The organism is Morganella sp. BCCO 40_0007 (genome assembly GCF_032989665.1).
GTDB lineage: Bacteria > Pseudomonadota > Gammaproteobacteria > Enterobacterales > Enterobacteriaceae > Morganella > Morganella sibonii.
Window position 1 is genome coordinate 363,216 of record NZ_JAVBIN010000001.1, and the last position, 16,098, is coordinate 379,313.

Genomic DNA, 16,098 nt, shown 5'->3' on the forward strand with positions numbered 1-16,098 from the left:
CTGTGAACAGGCGTGACTTTATTAAAGCGGCGTCCGGCGGGGCGCTGCTGTTAGGCAATATATCTGTGAGCCGGGCGGCGGCGGAAAACCGTCCGCCGATCCCCGGTGCATCGGGCATGCTGTATGACTCCACTCTGTGTATCGGCTGTCAGGCGTGCGTGACCAAATGTCAGGATATCAATTTCCCCGGCCGTAATCCGGACGGAGCGCAGACGTGGTCCAACAATGACAAGCTGTCTCCGTACACCAATAACATTATCCAGGTGTGGACGAGCGGCAGCGGTGAACACAAAGATCAGGAAAAAGACGGCTACGCCTATATCAAAAAGCAATGCATGCATTGTGTTGATCCGAACTGTGTCTCTGTCTGCCCGGTCGGCGCGCTGAAAAAGCATCCGGTGACCGGTATTGTGCATTATGACAAAGATATCTGTACCGGCTGTCGTTACTGCATGGTGGGCTGCCCGTATGACGTGCCGAAATATGACTATAACAATCCGTTCGGCGCGATCAGCAAGTGTGAATTGTGTAACCAGAAAGGTGTTGAACTGCTCGATAAAGGCGGTCTGCCCGGCTGTGTGGAGGTCTGTCCGACCGGCGCTATCATTTTCGGCTCCCGTGAAGATTTGATGAGTGAGGCAAAAAAACGCCTCGGACTGACAGCCGGAGATGAATACGCCTATCCGCGCCAGACGCTGAAAACCGGCGATAACTACAACCATCCCGTACCGTCCTATTACCCGCATCTGTATGGTGAAAAAGAGGGCGGCGGAACGCAGGTGATGGTGCTGACCGGCGTGCCGTACCAAAATCTGCAACTGCCGGAACTGGCTGAACTCTCCACCGGAGCACGCTCCGAAAACATCCAGCACACCCTGTACAAAGGGATGATCCTGCCGCTGGCGGTACTGGCCGGGCTTACCGTACTGGTGCGCCGCAACAGTAAAAATGACACTCACGACGGAGGTGATGATCATGAATCATGATCCCAAACCCCTCGGCGGAAAATTATTCAGTAAGCCGATCATCATTTTCGGACCGCTTGTTATCCTCTGTGTGCTGCTTATCGTCAAACGTCTGATTTTCGGGCTGGGGTCTGTCTCTGATCTGAACGGCGGCTACCCCTGGGGGATCTGGATTGCCTTTGACCTGCTGATCGGCACCGGTTTTGCCTGCGGCGGCTGGGCGCTGGCGTGGGCGGTGTATGTATTTAACAAAGGGGAATACCACCCGCTGGTACGTCCGGCACTGCTGGCGAGCCTGCTGGGGTATTCACTGGGCGGATTATCTATCACCATCGACCTCGGCCGTTACTGGAATATGCCGAACTTCTTTATTCCGGGGATTTTTAACGTCAACTCTGTTCTGCTGGAAACAGCGGTCTGTATGACGATTTATATCGGCGTGATGGCGCTGGAACTGGCACCGGCATTCTGCGAGCGTATGGGCTGGAAAGTCTCCCTTAAACGGCTGAACAAAATCATGTTTTTTGTGATAGCGCTCGGTGCGCTGTTACCGGCGATGCATCAGTCCTCGATGGGATCACTAATGATTGCAGCCGGTCACAAGGTCTATCCGCTGTGGCAAAGCTATGAAATGCTGCCGCTGTTCTCCCTGCTCACCGCCTTTATTATGGGATTCTCCATTGTGGTCTTTGAGGGCTCGCTGGTGCAGAGCGGCCTGAAAGGCAACGGCCCGGATGAAAAACGCCTGTTCGGTAAGCTGGCACTGACTGTCAGTGTGCTGATGGCGCTGTTTCTTATCCTGCGCTTCGGGGAACTGATTTACCGCGGCAAGCTCGGGCTTGCTTTCGCCGGGGATTACTACGCCGTCCTGTTCTGGTGTGAGATCCTGCTGATGGTGTTTGCACTGGCGGTCTTCAGTATCCCTGCGTTCCGCCGCGATTCCCGTCTGCTCTACACCGGTGCGGTGAGTATGCTGCTCGGCTGTGCGGCCTGGCGTCTCGCCTATTCATTGCTGGCGTTTGATCCCGGCAATGGCTATCACTACTTTCCGTCAGCGGAAGAACTGTTAATTTCCATTGGTTTCGTGGCTGTTGAGATCTGCGCTTACCTTTTCCTGATCCGCCTGTTACCGATACTCCCCGCAGTAAAAAAACCAGCAGCTCCCCCTTATCATGAGGCAAGCAAGTCATGAGCCAGAGAATTACGATTGATCCGGTTACCCGTATCGAAGGACATTTACGCATCGACTGTGAAATTGATGATGGTGTGGTGACCAAAGCCTGGGCGTCAGGCACGATGTGGCGCGGAATGGAAAAAATTGTCAAAGGTAAGGACCCGCGCGATGCGTGGATGATCCTCCAGCGTATCTGCGGCGTCTGTACCACCACACATGCCCTGGCATCGGTACGCGCTGTGGAAAACGCCCTGAATCTGGATGTGCCGGTGAATGCGCAGTATATCCGTAATATCATTCTGGCGGCGCACACCACCCATGACCATATCGTCCATTTTTATCAGCTTTCCGCGCTGGACTGGGTGGATATTACCTCCGCACTGAACGCGGACCCTGCAAAAGCTTCTGCCATGCTGAACGGCGTGTCTGACTGGCCGCTGAACAGCACGCAGGAATTCATCAAAGTACAGGATAAAATCAAAGCCCTGGTGGAGAGCGGCCAGCTGGGGATTTTTGCCAACGGCTACTGGGGACATCCGGCGATGCAGTTGCCGCCGGAAGTGAACCTGATTGCGGTCGCGCACTATTTACAGGCACTGGAATGCCAGCGCGATGCTAACCGTATCGTGGCGCTGCTGGGCGGAAAAACGCCGCATATCCAGAACCTGGCGGTCGGCGGGGTCGCGAACCCGATTAACCTTGACGGCATTGGTGTGCTGAATCTGGAACGCCTGATGTATATCAAATCATTTATCGACAAGCTGAATGATTTTGTTGAACAGGTTTATAAGATTGATACTGCGGTGATTGCTGCGTTTTACCCGCAATGGTTTGAAACCGGGCAGGGCGCGGTGAACTACCTGAGCACCCCGGAATTCCCGACGGACGGCAAAAACGGCAGTTTCCTGTTCCCGGGCGGCTACATTGAGGATTCCGATTTAACGACGTTCCGCCCGATAGATTCTCAGACCGATCCTTTCCTGCTGGACGGTATTCAGGAAAGCTCGCCGCACTCCTGGTATCAGGATGAAGCGCCGCAGAAACCGTGGGAAGGCACAACCGAGCCGAAATACACCGGCTGGGATGCGGACGGCAAATACTCGTGGGTGAAATCGCCGACCCTGTACGGCAAAACTGTCGAAGTCGGTCCGCTGGCCAATATGTTCTGCAAACTGGCGGCGAAACACCCCGGTACAGAAGAAAAACTGAATGAAATTATTGCGGTTTATCAGACCCTGACCGGCAACACGCTGGAAGTAAAACAACTGCACTCCACACTCGGGCGGATTATCGGCCGTACGGTGCACTGCTGTGAATTACAGGCGGTATTACAGCATCAGTATGCCGCGCTGATCGCCAATATCGGCACCGGCGATCATATCACGTATGTGAAGCCGGAATTCCCGGCCTCCGGTGTGATAAAAGGCGTGGGTTTCCTTGAAGCACCGCGCGGTATGTTATCGCACTGGGTGGTTATCAAAGACGGTGTGATTGAAAACTATCAGGCAGTGGTGCCGTCCACCTGGAACTGCGGGCCGCGCAATCACGATAATGTGGCGGGGCCGTATGAGCAGTCGCTGGTCGGGCTGAAAATTGCCGATCCGGAAAAACCGCTGGAAGTGGTGCGCACTATCCATTCATTCGACCCGTGTATGGCATGTGCGGTTCATATTGTTGATATTGATGGCCGTGAAACGGTATCAGTGAAGGTGCTGTGATGCGGATACTGGTATTAGGTACCGGCAATATTCTGCTGACTGACGAAGCCATCGGCGTGCATATCGCACAAGCGCTGGCGGATCGCTATATCCTGCCGGACTATGTGGATGTGATGGACGGCGGCACGGCGGGGATGGAACTGCTCGGCAGCATGGCCGGGCGTGATCATCTGATTATCACCGATGCGATTGTGACAACGAAAAGTGCGCCGGGCACGATCCGGATTCTGCGGGATGAAGAGGTTCCGGCGCTGTTCACCAATAAAATCTCCCCGCATCAGCTGGGATTGTCTGATGTCCTGTCCGCACTGCGTTTTACCGGGGAATTTCCCGCTAAACTGACGCTGGTGGGCGTGGTTCCGGCATCACTGGAGCCGGGTATCGGCATGACCCCGCTGCTGGAAGCAGTGGTTGAACCGGCATTACAGCAGGTGCTGGCGATACTCCGCGAATCGGGGGTTAAGGCCGTGAAAAAGGAGGCCGCGCATGTCTGAGGAGATTCAGGGATTTATGCACAGCCCGGCAGAGCAGATCCGCGCAGCGTTTGAACGGATTGCCGCAGATACCATGCACGACCTTCCTTTCCTGCATCCGTCGGTGCCGGTGTATGTGACGGAACTGACGTTGTTTGAAGGGCAGTGGACGGGCTGTGTGATCACGCCGTGGATGTGCAGTGCGGTGATTTTTCCGGGGCCGGAACAGCTCTGGCCGCTGCGTAAAGTCAGTGAAAAAATCGGCCTGCGCCTGCCGTACGGCACCATGACATTCACTGTCGGTGAACTGGAGGGCGTATCTCAGTATCTGGCGTGCTCGCTGTTGTCGCCGCTGCCGCATACGCTCTCACCGCAGGAGGGACTACGGCTGGCGGATGACTGCGCGCGGATGCTGCTCTCGCTGCCGGTCACGGACCCGGATGTACCGGCGATGGCCGGGCGGAGAGCGCTGTTCACCGGTAAACGGGTGCCCCGGTATGCATGAGTTGTCCCTGTGTATGAGTGCGGCGGATATTATCCGCGAACAGGCCGCGCGGCACGGTATCACGCGGGTGACGGATGTCTGGCTGGAAGTCGGTGCTCTGGCGGATGTGGAAGAGAGCGCACTGCATTTCAGTTTTGATATCGCCTGCCGCGATACCGTGGCTCAGGGCTGCACACTGCATATTGATGTTATCCCGGCGCAGGCCTGGTGCTGGGATTGCAGCCGTGAGGCCGAAATCATGCAGCACGCCGGGTGCTGCCCGCACTGCGGCAGCGAACGGCTGCGTATCAGTGAGGGGGACTCTCTGCGGGTAAAAAGCCTGGAAGGAGAGTGAGTATCACTCTGCCGCAGTATTCAGCAGCCAGCGGGAAAACTGCTGCATGGCCGGGGTTTCCGTGCGGGACTGTAACCGGGTCAGCCAGTAGCCGCCGAGGGTGATCTCCGCAGTAAACGGCTGAATCAGCGCGCCCGACTGCAACAGGCGGCTGAACATGCTTACCGGCGCAATCGCGATCCCGACCCCCAGTTGCGCGGCTTCCGCCATCGCCAGTGAGGTATCAAACACCATCACCGGTTGTGACGGGGAGGGCGGAGTACCGCCCGCACAGGTCAGCCAGCGGCTCCATTCATCCCGGCGGAACGAGCGCAGCAGCGTAAAACGATGGACATCATCCTGCTGCTGTAACTGTTCTGCCACAGCCGGTGAGCACACCGGAGAGTGCGGTGCACTGAAAATCAGTTCCGCATCCGATTCATGCCACGCGCCGTTACCGAAACGGATAGTATAGTCATGCCCCTCGGCTGCCGGGTCCACATGGTTATTATGTGTGGAGATATGCAGATCAATATGCGGATGGCTGTCATAAAACCCGGCCAGACGCGGCAGCAGCCAGCCTGCGGCAAATGTCCCGACCACGCCCACGTTTACCCGTTCACGGAACTGCCCGTGAGAGAAACACTCCAGGGTATCCGCTATCCGGTCAAATGCCTCATTGAGCACCGGCAGTAATCCCTCGCCCTCATGAGTCAGCACCAGCCCGCGGGATACGCGGGTAAACAGTGCGCAACCCAGCTGCTCCTCCAGCACTTTAACCTGCTGGCTGACCGCGGCATGGGTGACGTTCAGCTCAATGGCCGCACGGGTAAAGCTGAGATGACGGGCGGCGGCCTCAAAGGCACGCAGCGGGTTAAGAGGGAGATAGCGTCTGACCATAATTCACCTGTAAGTTTTTCTTTAGGCTCTTGTTATAATTAACCGTTTGTTCTGCTCCGCGAATCTGACGATACTTGCCGCCGTTACCCACACACGGAAGGTTAATTCTGATGACAAAATCTTTATCTGCAACACTGGTTTCCGCCCTGCTGGCCTTTTCTGCCCCGGGGTTTTCTGCCGCTGATAATGTCGCGGCAGTCGTCGACAGCACCATTAAACCGCTGATGGCACAGCAGGATATCCCCGGGATGGCGGTTGCTGTCTCCGTAAAGGGAAAACCGTATTACTTCAACTATGGTTTTGCGGATGTGCAGGCAAAACAGCCGGTCACTGAAAATACACTATTTGAACTCGGATCTGTAAGTAAAACTTTCACAGGTGTGCTGGGTGCGGTTTCCGTGGCGAAAAAAGAGACGTCGCTGAATGACCCGGCAGTCAAATACCAGCCTGAACTGACACAGCCGCAGTGGAAAGGGATCACCTTACTGGATCTGGCCACCTATACCGCAGGCGGGCTGCCGTTACAGGTGCCGGAAGCGGTGAAAAGCAGTGAGGATCTGCTGCATTTCTATCAGCAGTGGCAGCCGTCATGGCAACCGGGAAAGATGCGTCTGTATGCGAACAGCAGTATCGGCCTGTTCGGCGCGCTGACCGCGACAGCGGCGGGAATGCCTTATGAGCAGTTACTGACCACACGTATTCTGGCGCCGCTGGGGTTATCACATACCTTTATTACTGTACCGGAAAGTGCGCAAAGTCAGTATGCATACGGTTATAAAAACAATCAGCCGGTACGGGTGACGGGGGGACCGCTCGATGCGGAATCTTACGGGGTAAAATCCGCCTCAAAAGATATGCTGCGCTGGGCAGAAATCAATATGTCGCCGTCACGGGCGGGCAATGCGGATCTGGAAATGGCGATGTATCTCGCACAGACCCGTTACTATAAAACGGCGGCAATCAACCAGGGACTGGGCTGGGAGATGTATGACTGGCCGCAGCAGAAAGATATGATCATTAACGGCGTGACCAATGAAGTGGCATTGCAGCCGCATCCGGTAACGGATAATCAGGTTCAGCGGTATAACCGCGCTTCCTGGGTACATAAAACAGGGGCAACAACCGGTTTCGGTGCTTATGTGGCCTTTATTCCGGAAAAACAGGTGGCGATTGTGATTCTGGCAAATAAAAACTACCCGAATACCGAAAGAGTCAAAGCCGCACAGGCTATTTTGAGTGCGCTGGAATAATTTTTCCGGTGCTGCGGCCTCAGCGGACACGCCGGGGCCGTACTTTAAGATTATTCCTTATGCAATAATTTGCTTTATGGGCTGTTTTATGGAGGATGAGAGTATCGGGCACTGACAGCTTCCGGCTGAACCGGATTTCACTGTGTGCTGCGTCAAACTGATGTCAGGTTCAACACACAGAGGAAAATGTTGTCATGGACGTTTTGCGTTTTATCCTCCGCTTACCTTTTATCGTGCTGCGTCTGGCGGCACGTGTTCTTGTTTCTCTCTTTACACTGCTGGGTTTTCTGCTGCGCCCGTTTACCGGACGTATCCGCTGGGCGGTGCCGGGCTGGGTGACATTTGCAGGGAATCAGCTTACCCGGCTGGAGCAGGAGGCAAACCGCTATCCGAAAACCATTTTTGCTTTATTGCTGCTGATCGCCGCAGCGGCGGCCGGCAGCTATTACACATGGCACTGGTATCAGAATAAGCCAAAGCCGGTGGATGTCGCACCGCTGGTGGTACAGGATATTTCCGCTTCGGTGACACGCCCTTCGGCGGTAAATTATAACCGTGATGATAATTCACCGCAGATTGTGACGGTGAGATTCTCCCGCTCTGCCGCGCCGGTAACGCTGATCGGCAAGCCGGTGACGACGGGGATTACCCTCACGCCGGCAATGGACGGAGAATGGCGCTGGCGCAATGATCGCACTCTGGTATTCACGGCGAAAAAAATCTTCCCGATGGGCAAAACCTACACCGTCGATATGGATACCAAAACCCTGCTGGCACCACAGGTGGCGTTAACAGAGAAACAAAAAACCTTTACCACACCTGAATTCTATTATCGCGGCGGTCAGGCGGAATTTTATCAGGATCCGCAGGATCCGATGAAAAAACACGCCATTATCGGCCTGACATTTAATGCGCCGGCAGATGTCAAAAATATGGAATCGCGCCTGTCCCTGACCCGTGACGGAAAGCCGGTGCCATACACCGTCAGTTATGATGATAAAAAACTCAAAGCCTGGATTCACTCCGGGCAGCTGGCTCTCAATGATACTGACAGTGAAGTGCTGCTGACCGTCAGAGCCGGTGTTGGTGCGGCGGTTCCGGCCAATACCACGGCGAAAGATGAAACTTTCCGGGTGATCGTACCAAACCGCTACAGCCTGGATGTCACCGGTATTGAAAGTCAGCTGGCGGAGTCAGAGGACGGAAAAGATCGCCGTGTTCTGATTGTGTCATTCTCTGACCCGGTGAATGAAAAACAGGCCGGAAAAGCGGTCCGTGCCCGGTTGCTGCCGGAAAAACACCCGGATTATCATTCTGAGGGGATTTACGACGACTGGAAATCAGATGATATCAGCGACAAAGTCCTGGCATTATCACAGCCGGTGTCACTGATCCCGGATGATAATGAGCAGGAAAACCAGGCGGCATTCAGCTTCAGTTATCAGGCACCGGCCAACCGCTGGCTTCTGGTTGAAATCACCGGCGGCATGAGTTCGGCAGGCGGCTATTACCTGAAAACATCACGTTATCTGCCGGTGCGTGTCCCGGATTACCCGAAAACACTGCGTTTTATGTCAGACGGGGCGCTGTTGTCGATGAAAGGTGAAAAACAGATCACCGTCGCGGCACGTAACTTCCCGGGCCTGCAACTGGATGTGAAGCGGGTGATCCCCGGTCAGTTACAGCATATCGTCTCTTTCAAAGATAAAAACTTTACCTCAACGGATTTTAACCGCCTGAGTGATGAATATTTCACGGAGCACTTTACTTATCAGACAGCGCTGTCTGCCGCCGCTCCCGGCGATATTCAGTACAAAGGTATCGATCTGAGCAAATACCTCTCTGCTGATCCGTCCGCAAAACGCGGTATATTCCTGCTGAGCCTGCGGGCGTGGGACCCAGCTAAACCGGCGGAAGCCCCGGAAGCGGAAAGCTATGACGAAGGGGATGAAGAGTACGAAGGGGATGTGGTTCTCGACTCGCGCTTTGTGGTGGTCACCGATATGGGGATTATCGCGAAATCTTCTCTCGACGGCTCGCGTGATGTCTTTGTGCAGTCCGTGTATACCGGCGAACCGGTGAGCGGAGCGAAAATCTCGGTGGTGGCCAAAAACGGCACCACACTGCTGAGCCGTGTCACCGGCAGTGACGGTCACGCTGCGTTTCCACCGCTGCATGATTTTCGTAATGAGCAGATGGCGGTAATGTTCCTGGCTGAAAAAGAGGGGGATGTCTCCTTCCTGCCGGTCAATGCCTGGTATGACCGCCAGCCGGACTTCTCGCGCTTTGATGTGTACGGTGATGAAACACCGGAAGATCCGCGCACCCTCAGCAGCTATCTCTTCTCAGATCGCGGTATTTACCGGCCGGGAGAAACCTTTCATGCCGGGCTTATCACCCGCACCTATGACTGGAAAACCCCGCTGACCGGCATCCCGCTGCGGGCGGAGATCCGCGACCCGCGCGACACGCTGATGCACTCACAGAAGATCACGCTGGATACCACCGGTTTCAGTGAACTGAGCTATACCACACCGGAAAACGCCCCGACCGGTGACTGGAATATCTATCTCTACCTGGAGGGCAAAGATGAAAATGATCTGAGCCTGCTCGGCACCACGACAGTCGTGGTGAAAGAGTTTGAACCGGACACCATGAAAGTGGCACTGAAACTGACACCGGATCGTCAGCACGGCTGGGTAAAACCGGATGAATTGCAGGCAGCGGTTGATGTGCAGAACCTGTTCGGCACTCCGGCACAGAACCGCCGTATCGCCACAAAAATGACCATGCGGCCGGTTTATCCGTCTTTCACGCAGTATCCGGATTACCGCTTTTATGAAGACAGCCGCAGTACGGATAACTTCGAAACGCAGCTTGAAGAGCGTACCAGCGATGAAAATGGTGCCGCACCGCTGGCATTAGGGCTGGAAAACTACGCGGAAGCGACCTATCAGTTGCAGTTGTTCACTGAAGCCTTTGAACCGGGCAGCGGCCGTTCGGTCACCGCAGCGGCGCGGGTGCTGGTTTCTCCGCATGATTCACTGGTGGGCGTCAAAGCGGATGGTGATACCGGTTACATCAGTAAGGATGCACTCCGGATGCTGAACCTGATTGCGGTGGACCCGTCACTGACCCGGATTGAGAAAACCAATCTGAAACAGGTGCTTCTGGAGCGGAAGTACATTTCGGTGCTGATGCGCCAGCCGTCAGGTATCTTTAAATATCAGTCAAAACTGAAAGAGACCCGGATTGATGAGCAGCCGCTGACTATCAGCAGTACCGGAACGGATCTCACGCTGAATACCTCGAAACCCGGTCATTTTATCTTACAGGTGGAAGACGCGGACGGTGTTGTGCTGAACAGAACAGACTATACCGTGGCAGGTAACGCAAATATTACCCGCTCGCTGGATCGCAATGCAGAATTGCAGCTGACGCTGGATAAAGAAGAATACAACCCGGGCGAAGAGATTGAAATCGCCGTCAGTGCGCCGTACACCGGCAGCGGTATTATCACCATTGAACGCGACAAAGTATATCAGTGGACGTGGTTCCGTGCGGATACCACCAACTCGGTGCAGAAAATCCGCGTACCGGCAGAACTGACCGGCAACGGCTATGTGAATGTGCAGTTTGTCCGTGATATCAACTCCGATGAAATCTTTATGAGCCCGCTGAGCTTCGGCGTGCAGCCGTTCCGTGTCAGCCATGAGGCGTTTAACGCGGGGATTTCACTGATATCACCGGATATCATGAAACCGGGTGAAAACCTGGCGGTTCATGTGAAAACCACCTCGCCGCAGAATGTGGTGGTCTTTGCTGTCGATGAGGGTATCTTGCAGGTGGCACGTTACCGCCTGAAAGATCCGCTCGACTATTTCTTCCGCAAGCGGGCGCTGGAAGTGAAAAGCACGCAGATCCTCGATCTGATCCTGCCGGAATTCAGCAAGATGATGGCGCTGACCGCCGCACCGGGCGGGGATGCCGGAGAGGGCATCGATCTGCATCTTAATCCGTTCAAACGCAAGCGGGATGAGCCGGTGGCGTACTGGTCGGGGATCACCGCCGTTGATGGTGATGCGGTCTTTAATTATCAGGTGCCGGATTACTTTAACGGTAAGATCCGTGTAATGGCGGTATCAGTTTCACCTGACCGCATCGGTCACACGCAGAGCAGCACAACCGTGCGGGATGACTTTGTACTGACACCGAATATTCCGGCTATGGTTTCGCCGGGGGATGAGTTTGATGTCTCACTCGGTATCGCCAATAACCTGACCGGACTGAACGGTGAAGCGATGCCGCTGGATGTCACTGTCAGCGCCGGTCCGGCACTGGAAATCACCGGCAGCAACCGTGAGCAGATTACGCTTGGTGAGAAGAAAGAGACGGTGTTGTCGTTCCGTCTGAAAGCCAATGCGCTGCCGGGTACGGCGGATATCACTTTCCGTGTCACCTCGGGGGATAAATCGGCGGTCCGCACGCAAAATCTGTCTGTCCGCCCGGCCTCAGCTTATCGTACCCGCTCGTCTCTCGGACGGATGGACGGTAAACAGCAGCGTGTAACTGCCCTGCGGCAGATGTTTGATAACTATGCCAAACGGGATGCCCGTGTCTCTTACTCACCGATGGTGATGAGTGACGCACTGTCGCAGTATCTGGATAACTATCCGTACAACTGCTCGGAACAGATCACCAGCCGCGCCGTTCCGCTGCTGTTCCGCCAGCGCCATCCGGAACTCAGCACATTGCAGTCACAGGCGGAGATCCGTCAGCAACTGCAACAAACTATGACCACACTGCTGACACGGCAGAACGGGCAGGGTGGCATCGGTGCATGGCAGGCCGGGCCGGAAACCGACCCGTTTGTCACGCTGTATGTGGTGCAGTTCCTGCTGGAAGCACAGGAGGCTGGTTATCCGGTACAGGAATCACTGCTCGCATCTGCCAATATTTACCTGAAAAAACTGGCGGTAAACCCGATGCTGAATACGCAGGATGATCTGCGTATGCGTGCCTTTGCTGTCTACCTGCTGACCCGTCAGGGAGAAGTCACCACCGGGCTGCTGGCTGAAGTACAGACACGGATGCAGAGCAGTTATCTGGATTCCTGGCAGGATGACCCGGGAGCGTTATATCTCGCGGCATCCTACAAAATGCTGAAGATGGATAAACAGGCGGATATGATGCTGGCGCCAACATGGAAAGCCCTGAACTCGGCTTACAACAAAGCATGGTGGACACGGAGCTATCTCGATCCGCTGGTGCAGGACAGCACACGGCTCTACCTGATTGTCCGTCATTTCCCGGAAAAAGTGTCTGCTATCCCGCCGCAGCTGTTGGAAAATATGGTGCTGCGTTTTAAAGAGGAACGTTACACCACCTATTCAGCGGCGATGAGCATTCTGGCGATGGAACATTACAGCCGCTATATGCAGCAAAGCGGGGCGGATGCCGGTGAGCTTTCTGTCAGTGCTCTGAAAGGCACAGAGCCGCCGGAAGTGATTTCGGTGATGAAAGATGCCACTGCCACCGGAAAATTCAGTGACGGTGTCAGTGAAATCCGCTTTGATAATCCGTCGGATAACCCGGCCTGGTATGTGGTGACAGAATCCGGTTTTGACCGCACACCGCCGGAAGCCGCGGTGGCGAAAGGGCTGGAAATCAGCCGCGATTACCTGAATGAAAAAGGTGAGGTGATAAACAGTGCTGCACAGGGCGAAAAAGTCTATGTCCGCCTGCATATCCGCGCCAATGCAAAACAGGGACTGAATAATATTGTGGTGGCGGATTTGCTGCCGGGCGGGTTTGAGGTGGTGCGTCAGGACCCGGAAGCGACGGACAGCCTGCAACTGTCACAACTTCCGTTCAGTACCGGCCGCCGCTGGGCGCCGGACTTCAGTGATGCCCGCGAGGACAGAGTGCTGATCTACGGCAGTGCTGCTGCGGATAGTCAGGAGTTTATCTATCAGATAAAACCGGTGAATACAGGACGCTTTATCATTCCGCCGGCTTTTGGCGAAGCTATGTACGACCGGGAGATTCAGGCGCAGTCTGCTGCAGCCGGGGTATTTACGGTTCTGCCGCCGGCCGGTGATAAACCCTGAATGCACAGGCGGTACAGGTCAGAATGAGCGGTATCCGGCGTGTTATACAGAACCTGGCGGCAGTGGTTATCCTGCTGGCACTGTTTCTTATCGGATTCCGCCTCTGGCCGCATCCGCCGCTCTCGGAGGGACTGCCGTTGTCGGTCGCTTATTATGACCGCAACGGCACACTGCTGCGCCTGACACTGGCAAATGACGACCGTTACCGGTTGTGGACGCCGCTGGAAGAGATGTCACCGCTGCTGACACAAGGCACGCTGCGTTATGAGGATCGCTGGTTTTATCTGCATCCGGGGTTTAATCCGTACAGTCTCACGCGCGGTTTTTTTGTCAGCTATATCAGCGGGGAGCGGCTTCAGGGCGGTTCGACCATCACCATGCAACTGGCGCGGATGCGCTGGCATCTCAACACCCGCACCCTGCGGGGGAAAACAGAACAGATCCTGCGGGCGGTACAGCTGGAACTGAGCTACTCCAAACACGATATCCTGGAAGCCTATCTCAACTATGCCCCCTATGGCCGGAATATTGAAAGTGCCGGGGCGGCCTCGCTTATCTATTTTAATAAAAAACCGGCGGATTTAACGCTGCCGGAAGCACTCACGCTGGCGGTACTGCCGCAATCGCCGGGATATCGTGTGACACCCGGAGCGGCGGATATCAGCCAGCCGCTGATGCAGGCGCGTAACCGGCTCTGGCAGCGCTGGCGGGAAGAACATCCTGATGATGAGAACATGGCCGCGCTGTTTGAACTGCCGCTGATGCTGCGCCAGCCGGAGCAGATGCCTTACATCGCTCCGCATCTGATTGAACAGATCGCGCGGCAGAACCGGTTCAGTGCTGAAAAATCACAGACAGTGGTCACCACACTGGATCTTAATCTTCAGCGTATTGCCGAAAAACAGGTCGCTGCATTTATTGCCCGCTGTCAGCAGGCAGGATTACATAATGCGGCAGTGCTCCTCGTCGATACCCGTGATATGGGTGTGCGGGCGCTGGTGGGATCGGCGGATTATTACAACACCGGTATTCACGGACAGGTGAACGGCACCAACGCCAAACGCTCTCCCGGCTCGGCGCTGAAACCCTTTATTTACGCGCTCGGGCTGGAACAGGGCGTGCTGCATCCGCTGACCATTCTTAAAGATGTCCCGTCCTCGTTCGGCAGCTATGCGCCGGAGAACTTCGATCTGCGTTTTATGGGGCCGCTGCCGGCGACACAGGCACTGAATTACAGCCGTAATATTCCGGCTGTGGATATCGCGGCAAAACTCAGCAAACCGAATCTCTATCAGTTTCTCCGTCTGGCCGGGCTTTCCGGGATGGCGGGGGAAAAACACTACGGGCTGTCGCTGGTTCTGGGCGGCGGTGAAGTGACGGCGCAGGAGCTGGCAAAACTCTATGCGATCCTCGCAAACCGGGGCGTTTTACGTCCGCTGCGGATGACCGAATCCGAACAGCCCGCCGCACCGGTCCGCCTGCTGAGTGATGAAGCTGCGTTTATCACCCTGGATATGCTGGGGCAGCACCGTCGTCCCGGCAACACCCTCGCACAAAAACCGATGACACTGCCGGTGTACTGGAAAACCGGCACGTCCTGGGGATTTCGTGATGCGTGGAGCAGCGGCATTACCGGGCCGTATGTGCTGGTGGTCTGGCTCGGCAATTTTGACGGTACGGGGAACAGTGCGCTGATTGGTGCGGAAGCTGCCGCACCGCTGTTTTTTAATATTATCGATAATATTATGGCGGAGTACCCGGCGCTGCGGGAGCCGGACTTTCCGCTGCCGGAAAATCTCCGTCAGGTGGAAGTTTGTCTGGCCAGCGGTAACCTGCCGACGCAGTGGTGCCAGCGGCGGGGCAAAACCTGGTTTATCCCCGGTAAATCCCCGATTGCGGTTGATACCATTTACCGGCCGGTGGCGACGGATAAAATCACCGGTGAGGTAGTCTGTCCGCCTTATGATCCCGCGCAGGTCAACATTGATATCTATGAATACTGGCCGTCTGATCTGGCCCGGGTATTTGCCATGGCCGGGCTGCCGAAGAAAACTCCGCCGTCTGCCGCGCACTGCAAGGGCGGCAACAGCCTGATCGGCGGCACACCACCGCGCATTACCGCACCGCTGCGCAACACCACCTACACCCTGCGGCGGACGGAAAACCAGTCCTCCTCCCTGTTTTTCACCGCCACTGCCGATAATGACAGCAGTGTGATTTACTGGTTTGCCGGTGATGTTTATCTTGGCAACAGTACCAGCCGCCGTCAGCTGGAATGGAAACCGGAAGCCGCAGGGCGTTACCGCATCCGCGCAGTGGATGACCACGGCCGAGCAGATTCACGGATGATTCAGGTGGATATTCTGGGGGTGAGGGAGAAGTGATATATTAAAATTCAGTTTTACTTTATTTAATAAAAGAGTAATGAGAAATATTTTATTTTTTAATTTTATTATTTTTACTTTAATTATATATACTCTCTATATATTTATTTTAGTTATTTGTCTTTATTTTACATTTTAATTTTATATGTGCGAATGTTATTTCAATCTCATTTTTGATTGTTTTTGCATCTTGGTGTTGACAATCAAGATAAATTTAAAATACTAGGCTGTTGTTAATATCATGAAGTCATGACTTTAATTCACTGATGTATTATTACGGTTTAAATAGCCACTTAACGAGGTGTT

The 16,098-nt window shown here is 54.9% G+C and carries 10 protein-coding genes; 9 read left to right on the forward strand and 1 reads right to left on the reverse strand.

Annotation, left to right across the window (positions count from 1 at the left end; translation table 11 throughout):
* Positions 1-2: 2 nt before the first annotated feature.
* Genes hybA through hypA form a run of 6 tightly spaced genes read left to right on the forward strand, consistent with a single transcriptional unit; the run spans position 3 to position 5,169 of the window.
* Complete coding sequence (gene hybA / locus R5268_RS01540) at positions 3-986, forward strand: hydrogenase 2 operon protein HybA (RefSeq protein WP_317418478.1); 984 nt, start codon at positions 3-5, stop codon at positions 984-986.
* Entirely contained in the window at positions 976-2,157 is a 1,182-nt protein-coding gene (gene hybB / locus R5268_RS01545) for a Ni/Fe-hydrogenase cytochrome b subunit (RefSeq protein WP_218454569.1), read from the forward strand. Before hybA ends, hybB begins: the two co-directional genes overlap by 11 nt.
* Positions 2,154-3,857, forward strand: coding sequence for a hydrogenase 2 large subunit (hybC, locus tag R5268_RS01550; protein WP_317418477.1), 1,704 nt, complete (start codon positions 2,154-2,156; stop codon positions 3,855-3,857). Before hybB ends, hybC begins: the two co-directional genes overlap by 4 nt.
* Entirely contained in the window at positions 3,857-4,351 is a 495-nt protein-coding gene (locus tag R5268_RS01555; RefSeq protein ID WP_317418475.1) for a HyaD/HybD family hydrogenase maturation endopeptidase, read from the forward strand. The genes hybC and R5268_RS01555 overlap by 1 nt, the downstream gene beginning before the upstream one ends.
* Complete coding sequence (hybE, locus tag R5268_RS01560) at positions 4,344-4,835, forward strand: hydrogenase-2 assembly chaperone (protein WP_317418474.1); 492 nt, start codon at positions 4,344-4,346, stop codon at positions 4,833-4,835. Before R5268_RS01555 ends, hybE begins: the two co-directional genes overlap by 8 nt.
* On the forward strand, positions 4,828-5,169 hold the full coding sequence (gene hypA, locus R5268_RS01565) for a hydrogenase maturation nickel metallochaperone HypA (RefSeq protein WP_046892961.1): 342 nt from the start codon (positions 4,828-4,830) through the stop codon (positions 5,167-5,169). The genes hybE and hypA overlap by 8 nt, the downstream gene beginning before the upstream one ends.
* A gap of 3 nt (positions 5,170-5,172) precedes the next feature.
* Here the strand turns inward: hypA and ampR are convergent, their stop codons facing one another.
* Positions 5,173-6,048, reverse strand: coding sequence for a LysR family transcriptional regulator AmpR (ampR, locus tag R5268_RS01570; RefSeq protein ID WP_317418473.1), 876 nt, complete (start codon positions 6,046-6,048; stop codon positions 5,173-5,175).
* Positions 6,049-6,158: 110 nt separating this feature from the next.
* Here ampR and blaDHA point away from each other — a divergent pair, with 110 nt between their 5' ends.
* The 3 genes from blaDHA to pbpC all read left to right on the forward strand — a co-directional run bounded on the left by blaDHA (position 6,159) and on the right by pbpC (position 15,792).
* Positions 6,159-7,298 carry a DHA family class C beta-lactamase gene (blaDHA, locus tag R5268_RS01575; RefSeq protein WP_317418472.1) on the forward strand — a complete coding sequence of 380 codons (1,140 nt, stop codon included), beginning with the start codon at positions 6,159-6,161 and terminating at the stop codon, positions 7,296-7,298.
* 194 nt (positions 7,299-7,492) lie between these two features.
* Positions 7,493-13,408 (forward strand): alpha-2-macroglobulin, encoded by a 5,916-nt coding sequence (locus tag R5268_RS01580; protein WP_317418471.1) that lies wholly within the window; start codon positions 7,493-7,495, stop codon positions 13,406-13,408.
* 23 nt (positions 13,409-13,431) lie between these two features.
* Positions 13,432-15,792 (forward strand): penicillin-binding protein 1C, encoded by a 2,361-nt coding sequence (gene pbpC, locus R5268_RS01585; RefSeq protein WP_317418470.1) that lies wholly within the window; start codon positions 13,432-13,434, stop codon positions 15,790-15,792.
* Positions 15,793-16,098 lie beyond the last annotated feature (306 nt).

What these genes read in the sequence shown, in the direction of transcription:
- hybB (WP_218454569.1), top strand. Translation starts at nt 976, where the DNA reads ATGAATCATGATCCCAAACCCCTCGGCGGAAAATTATTCAGTAAGCCG.
- hybC (WP_317418477.1), top strand. Translation starts at nt 2,154, where the DNA reads ATGAGCCAGAGAATTACGATTGATCCGGTTACCCGTATCGAAGGACAT.
- R5268_RS01555 (WP_317418475.1), top strand. Translation starts at nt 3,857, where the DNA reads ATGCGGATACTGGTATTAGGTACCGGCAATATTCTGCTGACTGACGAA.
- hybE (WP_317418474.1), top strand. Translation starts at nt 4,344, where the DNA reads ATGTCTGAGGAGATTCAGGGATTTATGCACAGCCCGGCAGAGCAGATC.
- hypA (WP_046892961.1), top strand. Translation starts at nt 4,828, where the DNA reads ATGCATGAGTTGTCCCTGTGTATGAGTGCGGCGGATATTATCCGCGAA.
- ampR (WP_317418473.1), bottom strand. Translation starts at nt 6,048, where the DNA reads ATGGTCAGACGCTATCTCCCTCTTAACCCGCTGCGTGCCTTTGAGGCC.
- blaDHA (WP_317418472.1), top strand. Translation starts at nt 6,159, where the DNA reads ATGACAAAATCTTTATCTGCAACACTGGTTTCCGCCCTGCTGGCCTTT.
- R5268_RS01580 (WP_317418471.1), top strand. Translation starts at nt 7,493, where the DNA reads ATGGACGTTTTGCGTTTTATCCTCCGCTTACCTTTTATCGTGCTGCGT.
- pbpC (WP_317418470.1), top strand. Translation starts at nt 13,432, where the DNA reads ATGAGCGGTATCCGGCGTGTTATACAGAACCTGGCGGCAGTGGTTATC.